Origin of the sequence: Anaerotruncus sp. G3(2012), assembly GCF_000403395.2 — a bacterium.
Taxonomy (GTDB): domain Bacteria; phylum Bacillota; class Clostridia; order Oscillospirales; family Ruminococcaceae; genus Anaerotruncus.
The window spans coordinates 171,502-187,350 of sequence record NZ_KE159679.1; the positions used below are offsets into that span (position 1 = coordinate 171,502).

General features: G+C 54.7%; 10 protein-coding genes and 1 pseudogene. 1 reads left to right on the plus strand and 10 read right to left on the minus strand.

Annotated elements, in window-relative coordinates:
* Positions 1-5,939 (minus strand): InlB B-repeat-containing protein (locus C814_RS24735; protein ID WP_016317469.1); only part of this gene is annotated, 5,939 nt, incomplete at its 3' end.
* Positions 5,940-6,136: 197 nt separating this feature from the next.
* Here C814_RS24735 and C814_RS20980 point away from each other — a divergent pair.
* The gene (locus tag C814_RS20980; RefSeq protein WP_016317470.1) at positions 6,137-7,939 is read left to right on the plus strand and encodes a sensor histidine kinase; all 1,803 of its coding nucleotides are present in this window, start codon (positions 6,137-6,139) and stop codon (positions 7,937-7,939) included.
* Positions 7,940-8,016: 77 nt separating this feature from the next.
* On the opposite strand, the gene C814_RS20985 is transcribed toward C814_RS20980, so the two are convergent.
* From C814_RS20985 to C814_RS21025, 9 genes and pseudogenes are all read right to left on the minus strand, one after another.
* Complete coding sequence (locus tag C814_RS20985) at positions 8,017-8,736, minus strand: LytR/AlgR family response regulator transcription factor (RefSeq protein WP_016317471.1); 720 nt, start codon at positions 8,734-8,736, stop codon at positions 8,017-8,019.
* A gap of 314 nt (positions 8,737-9,050) precedes the next feature.
* Complete coding sequence (locus C814_RS20990; protein WP_016317472.1) at positions 9,051-10,469, minus strand: relaxase/mobilization nuclease domain-containing protein; 1,419 nt, start codon at positions 10,467-10,469, stop codon at positions 9,051-9,053.
* Positions 10,470-10,526: 57 nt separating this feature from the next.
* Positions 10,527-10,736 carry a hypothetical protein gene (locus C814_RS20995; protein ID WP_016222284.1) on the minus strand — a complete coding sequence of 70 codons (210 nt, stop codon included), beginning with the start codon at positions 10,734-10,736 and terminating at the stop codon, positions 10,527-10,529.
* 1 nt (position 10,737) lies between these two features.
* Entirely contained in the window at positions 10,738-11,757 is a 1,020-nt protein-coding gene (locus C814_RS21000) for a PDDEXK nuclease domain-containing protein (protein ID WP_016222283.1), read from the minus strand.
* A 337-nt stretch (positions 11,758-12,094) separates the two neighbouring features.
* Positions 12,095-12,949, minus strand: coding sequence for a nucleotidyl transferase AbiEii/AbiGii toxin family protein (locus C814_RS21005; protein WP_016317473.1), 855 nt, complete (start codon positions 12,947-12,949; stop codon positions 12,095-12,097).
* Positions 12,946-13,539, minus strand: coding sequence for a type IV toxin-antitoxin system AbiEi family antitoxin domain-containing protein (locus C814_RS21010; protein WP_004060463.1), 594 nt, complete (start codon positions 13,537-13,539; stop codon positions 12,946-12,948). The genes C814_RS21005 and C814_RS21010 overlap by 4 nt, the downstream gene beginning before the upstream one ends.
* Positions 13,540-13,671: 132 nt before the next feature.
* A complete protein-coding gene (gene mobC / locus C814_RS21015; RefSeq protein WP_004060465.1) occupies positions 13,672-14,016 on the minus strand; it encodes a plasmid mobilization protein in 345 nt (114 codons plus the stop codon).
* The gene (locus tag C814_RS21020) at positions 14,013-14,819 is read right to left on the minus strand and encodes a DUF3848 domain-containing protein (protein WP_016317474.1); all 807 of its coding nucleotides are present in this window, start codon (positions 14,817-14,819) and stop codon (positions 14,013-14,015) included. The genes mobC and C814_RS21020 overlap by 4 nt, the downstream gene beginning before the upstream one ends.
* A 1-nt stretch (position 14,820) precedes the next feature.
* A pseudogene (locus C814_RS21025) lies at positions 14,821-15,849 on the minus strand (helicase SNF2); the annotation flags it as partial.

Below are 15,849 nucleotides of genomic sequence, written 5' to 3' on the forward strand. Positions count from 1 at the left end.
TCCTTTGCCGGAGCATAAGGCAGACGGACAGCGATGGTGTGGCCGTCAAAATCGGTAATCGGCGTTTCCTTTCCACCGGCGAGATACACCAGCGACAGGTCATAGACCGGCCTTGTGCCGATGGCAGCTTTGGCTTCTTTGGATAAACCGGACGGGTCTGTTTTCTTTACCCGGAAAATAACGTCCCCGTTTGCCGACAGGGTATCCAGCCATTTCAGCAGTTTTGTGTCCATTCCTCCAACAACCACGCCCTCAATGTTGATTTCCAGCCGCTTCACCTTTTCGCGGACGAGGGTGTTCAGGGTTTGGGCGTTAATAGTTACGTTAAAAGAGTTCTGTCCTTCTTTTGGCGTGACAGGAATGACAACCGCCACGCCGTTTGCGGTATTGCCGTTCTTTTTGGCGTCGTTCTTTGCCGCGTTGATGGCAGACTGGACAGTGCCGTTATCCACCGCCACATTCCCGTTTTTATCCGGTGTTGCCGGTTTGGTCTGGCTGGTGGTAGGAGTGTCCGGCTTGGTTTCGTCGGGACGCGCTACAATCGTGGAGCCGCCGCCGGAGGAACCATTGTCGCCGCTGGAAGAACCGCCGCCGGATGAGGAACCTCCCCCGCCACCTGAACCGCCAGAGTTTCCGCCGCCGTTGCTGTTCCTTTCAAATACCGCTTTGACAGTCACATTTGCGGCGGGCATGGTAAAGCTGTTATTACTGATTGTCACGCCGCCGGAAATGACTTGCCATTCCTTGAAGTGATAGCCGCCGTCCGGTGTGGCGTTCAGGGTGATTTTTGTTCCTTTCTCCGCTGATGTCGGAGAAGCGGAAGCTGTGCCACCTTTACCGGCCTGCATTGTTACGGTGTATTTAGCAGGCGGCAGGGGTTTACTGGTAATTGTCAGGGTTCCGTTCTCATAGACGATTCTGTCTTTGTAATTACCGCCCTCCGGGACTTCCGCTCCGCTGGCCGTGACCGTCACAGAGCCGGTTTTGGAGGTATCCGGGGCTTCGGCATAGGCTACGGTTGGCGGGGTTTTCAGGTTTTCACCTTGAACAAGGCCCGTGATGTTACAGTCTGCCGCAGAGAATACGGGGGCAGTTTCCCCCACATAAATCGTTTTGCTTGGGGCGGTAACTCTGATTTCCGCCTGTTCAATCACAACGGGAATCGTTGTGCTGCCAGTGTAGTTCCGATCCTCCGGGTCCACGGAAACGGTAAGGGTGTAGTTCCCGGCATTGACCGGGGCCGCATGGTTCGGGGTATCCCAGGTGTAGACAAAGCCATTTACGTTTACCGTCTTGCCGTCCACAGAGGCGGTGGCGGTCTGCTGGTATTCAATAGGACTGCCATTATAGGTACGCCCGGTCAGTGTCACGCCGGAAATGTCCACGGACTGCTTGTTGACGCTCCGCACGTCGATGGTGGCGGTCATATCCTCGAAGTTTTGGGTATGGATGGTGACGGTGATGGTTCCGATTTTAGTTTCGCTGTCGCTCTCCACCGCCTTAATGGGCAGGGTGAGGGTCTGGCCGTCAATCATTGCGCCGATGTCGTAGTAGCTGCCCAGATTGACCGGACCAAGCTCGTAGGTGACGGCGGTGCTGCCCAGGCTCATGCCCTCCGGCACATCGGGCCGCAGAGCGCCCAGGCCGTAGGTGTAGGTATGCGCCTGCTTATTGGCAACCGCCAGATCGCCGGTCTTGGGGGTGAGGGGCGCAGCTTTGCGGATGGTCACGCTGGCCGGGACCGCTCCTGCGGGCCGGGTCACAGTGTAATTCTCCGCGTCCGCGCCGGTGAGGGTCATTGCGGGCAGGGTGAGGTTGGTATAGGTTCCCGCGTTGGAGCCGTTCAGGGTTCCGGTCAGGCCGGTGGTATCAACGGATACATCATCGCCGTTCAAAATTCCGGCCAGCGTCACGCCGGTGATCTCCACCGAATTGGTTCCGTCATAAGCCCTGCCCTCCGCCGTTGCTCCGGTGGCGGTCAGCGGGGCGGGAGTGACCTCGAAGATGTCCATTTCAGTACAGATATTGCTTTCCGAGCCAGGCCATTTCACGGTAACGTGATACAAGTAACTCCCAACTGCCAGCGTCTCCGGCAGGGTAAAGCTGGCTCCCGTCCCCTCGGCAGTGCTTCCAATAAGGGACCAGCTAAAAGTTGCCCCCGGCAGGGTGGAGGAACAGGTAAGTGTGATGGGCTTTCCATATTGCATAGTTTGGCCGTGGGCCGGCGCTGTGAACGTACCATCCGTTTTCGTATAGCCGCAGTTTTCACAGCTGCGCCGGATGGTAACAGCGTTCTCATTATGTTCCGGCGTCCACGAGCCGTAGGTATGCGCCTCTGTTTTGGCCCTGCCGCAGAACTGACAAGCAGTGATGTGATGCTCCCCGCCGCTGTCGGGCGTATAGGTGTACTGACAGTCCTCCGCAGCTCCCGCATACCCGCAGGCCAGACAGGTCATGGCGTGGGTTTCCGCGCCTTCATTCGGCGTGTACTCGCAGACGCCCTCGCCGGTGTGGTTACACGCCTTGACCGTGTAACTGCCGCCGGGCAGGGCTTGCCCGTCCAGCCCCTCTGTGACCAGTGTTGTGTTATCCTTATAATAGGCGACTCGGGAGGTGCCCTCCTGGTTCAGCAGACTGCTGAGGGTGAAAGCATCGGTGGAAACCGAGATCGCCCCCGCCGCCCCGGAATATTTCCCGGCGGAGAGCTTGACTGACTTTAAAGAATAGATTAACAGACCGTAGCCGCTGCCTGTGTTCTCCATGACTACATTTTCACCGGTAACGGACAAATTGCCGCTTAAGCTGCTTAAGACCTCCACAGCGCCATGATAGGTACCACCGCTGCAAAAGGTTCCTCCTTCCAGAACTGCCGTCCCCACCACGTAAAGGGCTGCGTCTGAGTTTGAAACAATTTCTCCGCTTCCCGCAATGGTCACATTTCCGTTAGCGCTGACTTCGAGCGTCGGAACGCTGGAAAGATCTGAACGGAGGGTATGCCCATTCAGGTTCAGGGTGCAACGGATGTCGATCTTGGGACGATTTGCGTAGTCCGTATTCGTCAAATCGTCCAGCAACGTAACCGTTGCGTCCTCATAGCCGCTATTATAAGCGAACACAGTATTTAAACCGTTTTTGTCCACATAAGAGGTGGTGCTGTCCTTTTCTACCCTCGCCGCGGCGGTGATGTTGACCGTTGCCGTCCCTGTGCCGTCCGCCATATTGTCATTCCCAACGAATTTCGCCGTCAGGGTGATTCCCGTACCTGGGCCTCCTGCCGCAACCAGCACATCGGCGGCGCTGACGGTCATGGTGTAGGTGCCGTCCGCACCTTTGTCTGCGGGAGCGGACACCTGCGTATCACCCACAAACACCGCCATCTGGCCCGCGCCCGGCCCGGTGAAGCTGGCCGCAAACATAGCGGAGTTGGCCGGAGCCTGCCCGGTTGCGGTGGGCGTGGCCTTGACGGTGATGGTGTCGCTGGCGGTGAAAGTAGTAGTCTGCGTGTCGCCGTTGTAGGTTTTCACAGCGCCGTCAAGCGTCGTGCCGGACTGCTGGAGCGTGATGGTTTTCTGGAAAGTGGTTGAGTTGTCAGTATTCTCAAAAGTAGCAGTATAGTGCAAATCGTCTGTCCTGCTGACCGCCACCGTCCAGCCGCTGACCGTAAAGGTCTGGCCGCAAATCGTAATGCCTTTGTCCAGCTCGCCGGACAGCTCGGTTGTCAGATACTCCGTCCTATCCTTCCCGTCATAATAGAGATTGGTGGGGACAGAGATCATATCCGCCGTCAGATTTTCGGTGGTAAACGCCCCGCCGCCGGAGAGGGTGCCGCTCCCGGACAGGCTGGCCCCGGCGGGGATATGCAGGGAGTAGCCCGCGGGGACAGCGTAGCTCCCGTCAAAAGTCACATCGCCGCAGACAGTCCCCACGCCGTTCTCAAACACGATGGCGGTGGTTTTGTTGACGGTCGCCGCTGCGGTTGTGTTCCCGCCGTTGCCGATGGGAGCGCCCTCATAACCTTCCCAAGCGACATCTGTGGGGCTGGAAGCGTCCACAATGCCGCCGGTAATGGTAACGCTGCCGGTGCCGCCGGTAACACTGGCATATTGGAAACTATACCCGCCGCCGCCGCCAATGCCTGCGGCATAGTTTCCTCCAACAGCGGTCACTGTGCCGCCGCTGATGGTGACGGTGCCATCGCCACTCTCGCTGCCACCGCCGCCTCCAATGCCCGCACCCAAATTGCCACCTGTGGCGTGTACCGTGCCGCCGTGAATTTGGATATTGCTGCCGGCGCCTCCGTCATTGGAGCCGAAACCGCCGCCGATGCCCGCACCAGAACCACTGAGTAAAGTACCATGAGCTTCTGCTGTCACATTGCCGCCATAGATGGTGATATTGCTGCCGGCACCGCCGACATTATCGCCGGCACCGCCGCCAATGCCCGCGCCAGTGGCGTTCCCTGCGCCGCTGTTGGCGGTGACCGTGCCGCCATAAATGATGATCGTGCCGCTGTTGCCGCCGTTCGCAGATTTGGAGGTGCCGCCGCCAATACCCGCGCCGCCGTAGTATCCGGACTGACCGCCGCCGGTGGCGTTGATCACGCCGCCATGAATGGTGATCGTGCCGCTGTCAACGGAGGAGGTGCTGCCGCCGATGCCCGCGCTGGCATTACCGCTATCGTCAGTCATGCCGGTGGCGTTCAGCGTGCCGCCATTTTCGGACTGGGCGTAGATGGTCAGGCTGTTGCCGTCCGTCACCACAATGCCCTTTGCCGCTGTGAGGGTACAGCCGTCCGTCAGGATCAGGTTCACCGCGTCGGTGACGGTGATGGGCTGGTCAATGGTGACGGTGCCGCTGACCGCGTACCAGCCCGTAGTCCATGTGACCGCCTCGGCGCTGTTTTCAACGAGGGTACAGGTTTCGGTCTTGCTCTCATAGGTCACTTGGCTGCCGTCCCAGGACGCCTCTTGATACTCGACAGATTCCGTTATTGGGGCAGGGTCGTTGGCCCCGTCCAGCGCCCCTTGCAGCTCGGTAACACGGGACAGATCAATCTGCCCCTGTTCGTCCTCGTCCAGTTCCCGGTAAAGGTCGAGGATATGGTCAAGCTGTGCCCGCACATCGTCCGCGTTATCCTCCGTCACCTGCTCCGGCAGGGCGGCGATCAAGTCCTCGATGGGGCAGATACGGCACTCATAAGTACACGGACTTCCTTCACTGTCCTCCGATTCCGGCTGGTAGCCGCAGGCATCGTCATGTTCCTGATGATGCTTGCAGATGCCGGTATCTTCCGGCTGTTTTGTATCTTCTTTTTCAGCTTTCCCTTTGCAGTCCGACAGGCCGGCATCCTCTGCGCCGCAGACCGGGCAGTCAGGATTGATTTGACCCTCTGTACAGAGGGTCAAACAAGAGCATTGCTCTTGTTTGATGATTCCTGTTTCCGGTTCCTCGTCGGCTTCGCCGCTGTCCTGCGGATTGCAGATTTCACACACATAGGTGCATGGTGTTCCCGGCGTACTTTCGGTGTAGCCGCACTCGCTGTCATGCTCATGCCGGCAGTCTAATTTTTCCGTAATACAGCCGCTTTCCCCATCGCAGATATGGGGGCAGTTTTCCGGCTCCCGTTCCTCTGCGTTTGCCGGGGTAGCCTCGTTGTCCGATACGCTGTCCTCTGTTTCCTCTGGGTAACATTCCGGCGTATGCTCGTGGACGCACTCGGTCACTTCAATATAGCAATCTTCTGTGTGTTCGTGGCCGCATGGCGTTCCCGGCGTTTCTTCCGTATAGCCGCAATCGTCCGTATGCGCGGTGTGGTGTTCGCACAGCCCGGTTTCCGGCTGTCCTCTGTCTGCCACCGCATGAACCGGAGTTCCTGACATGGTGACAATCATCACCGCAGACAGCAGGAACGCCAACGGCCTCCTTAACTTGTTTCTCATAAAATGCCCTCCTGATATTTTGAAAAATGTATGGTTCACAAACTTCTCTATTGCACATCATACAAAAAATTGGATTCGGATAACAAGGGGGCTTTCCTACTTTGCAATTTTTTTACCTACTTTGCAGTTTTCTGTTCTTGACACTGGCCGCTTAACCCTTTACGCTAATAGCAGAGAATTTGCAGGAGGTAGGAAATATGCTGCTTTGGAAAAGGAAAAGGGCAATTCCCCGATGGCTGGCAGGGGCGGTATTTCTAATCTGTGCGCTGGCAATGACAGGGCTTTTGGCATCAGAGGTTACTCCACGCCGGGAACAGCTCATGCTGGAAGCAAGCGTCAATGGCGGCGAGATGACGCTGGAGGCAGGCTATGAATATGGCGGCGCGCTGACGCTGGCGGTGACGCTTCCCGAATGGGAGAGCCAGTGGCGTCCGATGCTGGAAGTCAGGCACACGGGTGAAGCGGAAGTGTTTTTAGACGGGGAGATGTTAGGCCGTATGGAGGCATGGGACGGGAAAACGCTGGGCAATGCCGTCTTTATGCTGCCGAATGACTGTGCGGGAAAAACGGTGACATTGGAAACAGCAAAGGAAGCAGAGGAGCCGCTCCCGCTTTTGTTCCTTACGGACAGCGGCGTAACGAGAGAAACTGAGCGGGCTTATACGGCGAAAAGCACACTCCCGGCAGCCGTTTTTGCCGTGGTGTCGCTGCTTGTCCTTGGGCTGTTTTTCTTTGGGCTGACAGAGGGACACTGTGACTGGTCGGTTCTGCTGCTTGGTTTTGCGGCGCTGACCCAGGCATTTTATTTCCATGCACAAAGCCGGGGCGGGTATATCCTTCCCCCGGAAATTTATGGGCTGTGGCTTTGCCTGTCCAGGGCGGCACTGTTCGCCCTCCCGCCGCTCTTTCTGCTGCTGCATATGAAAAAATGGCGGAAGCTGTTCCTGCCTTTTGCCATTCTGCCGGGGCTGGCTTATTTTGTAGTCGCGGGGTTTCAGACGGTGGTTCCTGCGTTCTCCATGGTCGGCTCCCGGATGGGGGAAGTGTTTTATCTGACTGTGGCGGCGCTTGTGGTGTGCGCCGTACTGGAATACCGGGATGAAAACCAGGTATTCCGCCTGTTCCTGCCGGGGCTTTTGTTATCCGCCGCCGGAATCGGTGCGGCGAGCCTGCTGTCGGGGCTGTGCGGCGGCGGGCTGCTGCCCTATATGCAGTGGCTCGTTTCAGAAATCACCTGGCATCAGCCAGACCTCCCGCTGTACTGGTGGAGCGCCTTTGTGTTATTGCTTTGTTTTCTGGTGAGCGTACTGTCCCAGCTTCGCTTTTTGGCGGCGCGGGAAACACAGATGCAGGTGCTGGCCGCGCGGGAAAGCATGGCCCAGGAACAGCTTGCGGTGGTTCAGGAGAGCGATGAATCACTCCGCAGGATGCGGCATGAAACTGTAAATCATTACACCGTCATGCAGAAACTGTCCCAGGCTGGGGCATGGGACAGGCTGGAAACATATCTGGACGGCCTGCTGTCGGATGTGGAGGCGGTTCCTGCTATGGTATACGTTGCACATCCGGCCATCAACGCAGTCCTGACCACGATCCTGGCCCGCGCACAGAAGCAGGGGATTAAAGTGGAGCATGAGGTGAGCGCGCCGGAAACGCTGCCGTTTCCAGATACAGAGCTTTGCACTGTTTTGATGAACCTGCTGCAAAATGCCCTGGATGCCAACGCCCTTGCACCCGCAGGGGCGGAAAAATGGCTCCGGGTCAGCATACACATCCGGGGAGCGCATTTATACATCGGCGTGGAGAATCCACGGTTCGGCCCGGTAAAATATGATGAAAAAACCGGCCTGTGCCGCACGACAAAGGCAGACAGGACGGTTCACGGTTATGGCCTGAAAGCAGTGCAGGCCGTGGCACAGAAATATCAGAGCGAGCTGCTGCTGGAATTTCCTTCTGGAATGTTTTCTGCCGCCACAGCTTTGCAGATGCCGGAAGAATGACGGGGCTTTTGTAAAACCGGATCATGGGATAAAAATAAGAAACCAGCCCTTTTGCAAAACCGGTAAGGGCTGGTTTCTTATTTGATGAAAGCGATATACTGTCTTTTGACTTCTTTCTGCCGGGAGCGGCTGACGGGAAGCTCCCTGCCGTCATCCAGCGTGAGGGCGCTGTCCGTCAGACGGTAAACGTGTTCCAGGTTCACAAGGATGCTGAAATGGATGCGGCAGAACCGTTTCCCATTCAGGCGTGGAAGCAGGTCGGAAAAATTCTGGTTGATGTATAAAACCTTTCCCCCTTGCAGGTGGACGGCGGATTTATGGCTGGCGGCTTCTGCATAGAGGATGTTCCGGGCATCCACTGTCTGCCAGCAGCCATCCGCCATGAGCTTGATCTGTTCCGGGTGGTAATTTTCCTCCAAGTCCCGCCCGATTACCCTTGCCAGCCTTTCCTGGTCTACCGGTTTGAGCAGGTAGTGGAGCGGGCGGGTGTCAAAGCAGTCGAAAACATAATCCCGGTAAGCAGTGATATAGATAATAGAGCAGTCCGCGTCTATTTCCCGCAGATGCGCGGCAAGGGAAAGTCCATTGTCATTTTCCAGTTTAATGTCCAGCAGGAGCAGGTGAAAAGCGGATGGCTGTTTTTCCATCTGTGCAAGCAAAGGCACAGGGGAGGAAAAACAATGGACGGAATAATCAATATCGCGTTTCAGACCCCTGTCCTCCAGGATTTGGCAGAGCATGGCTTCATTCTGCTCTGCGGCGTGTGGTTCATCATCGCAGATGGCAACCCGGTACATAGGCATTCCCCCTTTTCATACAAGGGGTATTATAGCACACCGTTTTTCTAACGTCAAAGTATCATTGCGTGGAGTGTGTGGGAAGCTGGCAGTATCTGATAAATACCCCAAGCCTCCAAAGTGCGTGGGTTGTCCCAGAGTGCGGGACAACGTGGCAAGCAATGCCCCAGGATAGCCATCCGGTTCCTGGCGCTGCTTGTTGGGGATTCCCCAAGCCCCTTTTGAACACAGAATTTCATTCTGTGGCTGCGCGTTCCTTCGGAACGCTTTTCACCTGCCTGCGGCGGTGAGAAAGTACGAAAAAAACGGGTGCGTCAACGGTCCTGCCCCTGTTCCTTTTCCCGGTCATTCTGGTGTTCCTCCCCGTATCCCATCAGCCGGTCCACATTGGCTTTTGCGGCCAGCAGTTCCCGCATTTCCTCGCGGGAGCGCCGGTACTCGGCATAGTCTTTTTTCTTTCCTTCCAACAATGTTGCGTACTCGGCCTGCAAGCTCTTGACGGTGGGCAGCTTCTTGATACCCAAATCGTCAAATGCCTGCTTTGCCGCCTTGTGGAGCAGAATATCCGCTTCATGTTCCGCTAAAAATTTCTTGGAATATCCCGCCTTGCGGTAGGCCGCATAGACCTCGCGGGTTTTCACATAATTGATGATGTGGGTCCGCAGTACGGCTATCTCTGCCATGCGGGTTTCCGCCGCCTTGATCTGTGCCGACAGCTCATTGTGGCGGGTGGTAGCAGCAGCCGCTTTTTCTTCCAAGACTGCGTATTCCAGCAGGCCATGCTCGGTGAGATAGTTCATTGTCTGCGCCATCTGTTTCAGATTGAATACCTTTGCCCAGCGCGCGTAGCCAGCGCCTTTTCCGGCCTGCAATTTTGCCTGAATATCCACCAGAAGATTGACCTTGGGCGGCTCTGATTGAACAGCCGCTTTCTTCCTTGGGGTATGCTCTTTTTTCCCAGCCAGTACCGCCCGTATTTCATCTTCACTGTATCCTTTTCCCAGCTTTCCATCCATGCGGGCAACATTCTTCCAGCCGGGGGCTTTGAGCCGGATTGCCTGTCCCCGGCGCGACACTTCACAGCCCATTTCCGCAAGCAGCTTTAACAGGCCGTCAAAGTCTGCCGGTTTCTGTTCCAATGCCTGGTCAATCATCATACGGAGCTGCTCCCGGTGGGAGGGCTTTGCCCGGTCCCCCAGCCACTTGTTATAGCTTTTTCCATGCGGTTTTGGGTCCTCTACAATGGAATAGCCGTTCTCAACGCAGATGGTATCATTGAGCTGCCGGACCGCGCGGGTGCTGCCCCAAAAGTTTCGGAATTTCCGGTCGCAGTTCAGATTGACCGCGTTCCAGATGATGTGATTATGGATATGGGATTTGTCGATATGGGTGCAGACCACAAAAGCGTGATTGCCCTTGGTGAACCGTTTGGCAAACTCCACGCCCAGCCGGTTGGCTTCTTCCGGGGTAATCTCGCCGGGGACAAAGGACTGCCGGACATGGTAGGCCAGCACATCGTCCGCGCCGCGTACCCGTCCGGTAGCAGAAATGTACTCCCGTTTCGCCAGGAGAAACTCGGCGTCGGCTACCCGGCTGTCACACGCAAAGCCGGTGACGAGCCTGCCGTTATCTGTCTTTTGCGGGTTGGATACATAGTCGATAATGTCACTGACCGCCTGACTTTCGGTGCGGCCTTTGCCAATGTGCAGCGGCATGATGCGTGTGGTTGCCATGATGGAATCCTCCCTTCATAACAAAACGGCCTGCATACGCAGACCGCTTGTTTCTTTTTATTCACCATTTTTATATCGAATTACCGGAATTTGTTTGACCTTTTTTCCAATGGTCCGGCGTTCTAACGCAAAAACCATATCGCTGGTGCGCTCAAAAAATCCGATGTCCTTTTTCCAGCTCATGCTGCATTTACAATGCTGCAAGCCGATAAACTGCTGTTTCATTTTTCTGCCGCAGCCGGGGCAGACTTTATTACTGGCTCCCATATTATTCTTCCAGCTTATAAAAGCTGTCCAGGTTCAGCTCCCGTTTCAATTCTTCTTCTGATGGCAAATAAGTAAAATACTTAGACGCAAATATTTGATGATTATCTTCCGGCAGCGTGTATTTTACAATGGAATCTCCTTTGTCCGCACAAAGAACAATACCAATCGGCTGTGAATCCCCCTCATTCATCATTTCACGGGTATAATAATTCACATACATTTGCATTTGTCCTAAATCCTGATGGGTCAGCTTGCCCATTTTCAAATCTATGAGGACAAAGCATTTCAGAATATAGTTATAAAAAATCAGGTCGATGAAAAAGTCCTGTCCATCCAGTGTAAACCGCTTTTGGCGCGCCACAAATGAAAAACCGCGTCCAAGCTCTAAAAGAAAGTGCTGAAGGTGGTCGATCAGGGCTTGCTCCAATTCGCCCTCATACACATGGGTGTCCGGCTGAATCTGCAAAAACTCCATCACATAGGGGTCCTTGATAATTTTTTCATATTCCGGTTTTGGCTCGGTAGACTGGATTTCTTTTGCTACAAGTGATTTATCCTGACTCGCTAAAATGCGTTGGTAGTACATGGTGTTGATCTGCCGTTCCAGTTGCCGGACACTCCACGCAGATTTTACACATTCTTCCGCATAGAAAGTCCTTGCCTGCTCGTCTGGCACACGCATCAAAAGCCGGTAGTGGGACCAGCTCAATTCGCTCCACAGTGTGGAGCGAATTGGAAAGGTGCAGTAAAATTGCCGCATATTGCGTAATCCCTGAACACTAAAACCCTTTCCAAATTCAGCAGTCAGCTGTTCAGACAAATATTGCAGCAGCTTCTTTCCATACTCGGCCCGGTCATTTTCCCCACACGCTTTATAAATTTGTTCGCCTATTTCCCAATAGGTGATTACCATAGTGGAATTTACCGCCGCGCTTAAACGGTGCTGCGCAGAAACAATCGAATTGCGGATAGAATGATAGGTCTGTGCCGCATTTTGGTTAATCTGCAAATCGTGATTCAATTTTGCTCCCTCCTTGCCTATGGACGATTATACCACGAAACCACCAAAAAACAAATGCCCCAAATATCTTGCTGTCTTTTTCATAAAAGCTGCGCTTGTTCTCATTGGAGATCGTCAAAAGCCCGCAGTAATGGGACTATGACAATTTAACAGACGGTGTCTGGCATTTTCATAAACCGGATAGAACGCCCTCATAACTGATGGGGAACATCCCCCATTAACTTACCCCACTAACATCCCTCATTAACTTACCTCATTATTGTTTCAGATATTTTACCCGAAAACTTTTCGTTTGATTTATACTCACCGCAGATTTTGCAGTAATGCCCGCGCTTTTTCATTCCGATTCACTGTCCTCTGTCAGAGCATACAAACGGTGGACCGCCCCCATAACGGTGTTCCATTCCAGATCAGCCGCATAGGAAAATTTCCTGCGGTAAGCGGACCAAAGCGCCTGCATCGCATGGCTGTTTTCTACTTCGGAAAACACTTCCTTCGCCTCTTTCAAATGCCCCTCCGTCCCACGCTTGCGGGCAGTAGCAAGGAGCGCGTGGCGGAGAATATCGGAATCCAGCGTTTTTCTGTGAAGCTGTTCCAAAATGTAGAGGTCATAAAAATCCCTCATGCGGGTGTTTGTTATGGTCCGGGCAATCATTGTTTCCAGCTTTTCCGCAAGTACGGTTTCCAGATTGTACGCCCAAATATCAATGGAGCGTTCCTCCAGCATAAGCCGGAAGCTGTACCGGACTGCCCTTGGCGTAATCACATCCCCGGTAGAAATATCAATTTTCAGCGGCGTCACCACTCCGTCAAAAACAGTGGCCATGCTGACCCGAATCCCCGGATACTCGGCCTCGTCCATGATTTCCGAAATGCTTTTCACCTGGAACTCCACTCCGTCCTCAATGGGGACTGCTATGATGGAGGACATCAGATTTTCAATGTCCTCCACATTCACGCTGGCCCCTCTGACGGTTGCGTCTAAATCCATTGTAGACCGGGCATCCAACCCTACCATTGCGGCAACCAGCATCCCGCCTTTCAAAATAAAGTTATCCCGATATTCAGAAAGGGAAATACGTTCCAGGAAACGCTCCATCATATAGTTCCGCATCAAAATCTGTGCGTCCGCCGATTTCTCCTTTGCGAGATTGCGGATCAAATCTTTCAGCTGCCTTGCTGTCTTTATCATAATAGCACCTCCAAATACTGCCGCAAAATTTTTTCAACCCGGAACAGCCCTGCATACTGCATCAGCCTCCGCAGGTTTTTCTCTTTCCTGCGGGCGTACATTTTGAGCGCCCCTTGAAATGTCTGCATCTCCATACTGCTCCGGCAGCGAAGCAGGTCGCAGATGGTTCGCTCCATATCATAAGCCGGAACCGTATGCCCGAAAGGGGTTCGAGCCGTACTCTTTCCGACGTCATGCAGCTCCGGTTTTATGGTGTAGACCAAAATCCCGTCCGCTTTCAATCTGGTCGTGCTGTATCCCCGTCTGACGGTAATGGAATAGGGGGAAGGCTCCCGGTCGGTCAGATCATGGAAAAACAGCGCCGTTTCATGAGAAAAAATCCCCTGGCTGCATCGTAAATGGAGCAGGTACATCCCATCGACCCAGGCATCCGGCGATACATAAACCCCATGTGCCGCCTGTTCCAATTCTTTTTCCTTCACATAGTTGTAAAAAACGGATTTTGGAATTCCCCGTTTCACCACCTCTGATGTTTGGAGCATACCGTGTTGTCCCTCTAAAATCGTGTCCAGCTGTTCAAACTGTGTCATGCCCTCACTTCCTTTCGTGCTACTATTATACATGATTGTAGCACGAAAGTAAATAGCGGCAAAAAGAAAAAGCGGAGGAAGGCGCGGCGAAGAACGCCGTTCCTCCCTCCGCAGATGGAGCAAACTATCCGGTCAGGAGAGCTTGGAAAGCTGGGCCAGTATCTTCTGCACACCCTCCCAAAGCTGTTCCTGCCGCTGGGATATATCTTCCAAATCAGCGTCATAAACCCGCCCGGTTTCATGCACTTTACGGGTCAGCTGGTTTAAGTTGTTGCTGGAATAGCGCATCAGGGACACCAGCTCCTTCAGTTCCGGCAAATCCAGCTTTACCACATACCCGTCCAGCGCCATTTTCCGCAGATAGGCTTCCCGGTTGACGGTTCCAAGCTGGGCCATTTTCTGCTCAATCAGGGCCAGCTCCTCCGGGGAAACCCGGAAATTCACCTGCACCTCCCGTTTCCGCTTTGCCGCGCTCATCGTTCCGGTTCCCGTTTCTTAGGGGCGGCGGGTCTGCGTTCCGGCGGCTCCTGTTTGAGTTTTTCCAGGACGGAGCCTTTCTCCGGGGCTTGAAGGACTTTCCGCGCCTGCTTCAAAAACAGGTCGGTCAGACCGGGGTTGACCTTATCCACCACCAGGGCATAACTGTGGCGGGGATCGCCGCCATCCTCCGGCATGGGGATTGTTTTCGCCCAGGCTTTGTTATCGCGGGAGATACGCCCGTCATGCTCCTTTTTCAGCACCGTATTGGCAAGGATAACCTGCACACGCTCCGGCCCGAACTGTTCCAGCACTTCTTTGACAGCGGCCTCGGTATTCAGGCGGTTATCCCCATAGTGGGCGTTAATGGCCTGCTCAATGGCTTCTTTGCAGGCAAGACTGACTTGCAGGGAGGCGCGGTACTGTGCCATCTCCCCATGCTCGGACGCATAGGCGGCGGAGTGGGGATAGACCGGGGCGGCTCTCTGTTCTTCTTTGGCCCTGTGCATCTCATTCGCCCGTTCCTCAATGCTTTCCCGTATCACATCCATATAGCCGGTTTCCAGCTTTTCAAAATGGCGGTACACATCAGCCAGCGGGGAGGGGGAATCCAGAAGCGCCTGTGCCTGGTTATCGGAGAGTTCCAGTTCCTCCATCGCCAGCACAATGTCCTCCCGGACGGTGTACTCATAGGCATGGTTTAAGACCTCCTCCGGGGACTGGCTTTTCAGCCAATCCCGGAAGGTATCCTGTTCAGCGGCCATCTTCTCATAAAGGGCCGTATTCTTTTCGTTGCTGTTCATATTATCTTGCCTCCTGTTCCTGTTGTTTGGGTTTCTTTTCCATGCTGCGGGGCGGGATGGGGCGTTTCAGCCCTTCCAGCACCGAGGGTCTTTCGCGCTTGGCAATCGCCGCTTCTGGACGGGACTGCCCCTTGCTGTCCATGTTCAGCTCCATATCCAGCTCCACCAGACGGGCGTTCTTGACCCGCAATTCCTCCTCATAGGGGAAGGCTTTGCCCACTTCCTCCTTCGCGGCGGACTGCTGCTGGTAAAGGTTATCCAGCTGGATTTTGACGCTTTCCAACCGCTGGGGCATCTGGGAAAGCGCGTTGTCAATACGGGTCAGGTTGCCGCGCGGGTCCGCACCCAGGGCGGTACGGTGGGTCATCCTGCCTTTCAGTTGGAGCATATATTCCTTCTGAAAAGCGTCAAAGGTTACAAACATAGCAAATCCCCGGTAGCTGCCGACCTGCACCGGCTCGGAGCCTTTAACCTCCTTGCAGGTGTCCAAAAGGGCGGCTCCGGCGTTCTCTTTGTCGGTGAGCGTATCGCCCCGGACTTCCATGCCGGTAAATCCATCTATTGGGTGGGGGTGTGCCGCCAGGGTTTCCATATCCGTTTCCAAGCCCTGGATAAAGCCTTTGTGTTTCTCGATTTCCTCCGGGAAGTGCTTTAACAGCTGATCTTCCAGCCGGTACTGCTTGCTCTGGTGGTCGGCCTTCATCAGCTTTAAGCGGGATACCTCCACATCCAAATCCATACGCTCCTTGATACGGGGGTCCCCGGCGCATAGGGCCTTGATCTCCGCAAAGGACAGGGCGGTTTCGTCCACATCGTCACAGCTGCGGACAGGGGATTTTGAGGTCATGATCTGGGAGATGAATTTCTGCTTGTTCTCCACCGTCTGCCAGAGGTATGCGTCGAAGGTCCCCTCGGTCACATAGCGGTAAACATGGACCAGCGGGTTCTGGTTGCCCTGGCGCTCGATCCGCCCTTTTCGCTGGGCCAGATCTCCGGGCCTCCAGGGGCAGTCCAGATCGTGAAGGGCCAC

Excerpts from the sequence above, each read along its gene's own strand:
- C814_RS21020 (WP_016317474.1), bottom strand. The coding sequence starts at position 14,819 with ATGAACAGCAACGAAAAGAATACGGCCCTTTATGAGAAGATGGCCGCT.
- C814_RS20995 (WP_016222284.1), bottom strand. The coding sequence starts at position 10,736 with ATGGGAGCCAGTAATAAAGTCTGCCCCGGCTGCGGCAGAAAAATGAAA.
- C814_RS20990 (WP_016317472.1), bottom strand. The coding sequence starts at position 10,469 with ATGGCAACCACACGCATCATGCCGCTGCACATTGGCAAAGGCCGCACC.
- C814_RS21010 (WP_004060463.1), bottom strand. The coding sequence starts at position 13,539 with ATGACACAGTTTGAACAGCTGGACACGATTTTAGAGGGACAACACGGT.
- mobC (WP_004060465.1), bottom strand. The coding sequence starts at position 14,016 with ATGAGCGCGGCAAAGCGGAAACGGGAGGTGCAGGTGAATTTCCGGGTT.
- C814_RS20985 (WP_016317471.1), bottom strand. The coding sequence starts at position 8,736 with ATGTACCGGGTTGCCATCTGCGATGATGAACCACACGCCGCAGAGCAG.
- C814_RS21005 (WP_016317473.1), bottom strand. The coding sequence starts at position 12,949 with ATGATAAAGACAGCAAGGCAGCTGAAAGATTTGATCCGCAATCTCGCA.
- C814_RS20980 (WP_016317470.1), top strand. The coding sequence starts at position 6,137 with ATGCTGCTTTGGAAAAGGAAAAGGGCAATTCCCCGATGGCTGGCAGGG.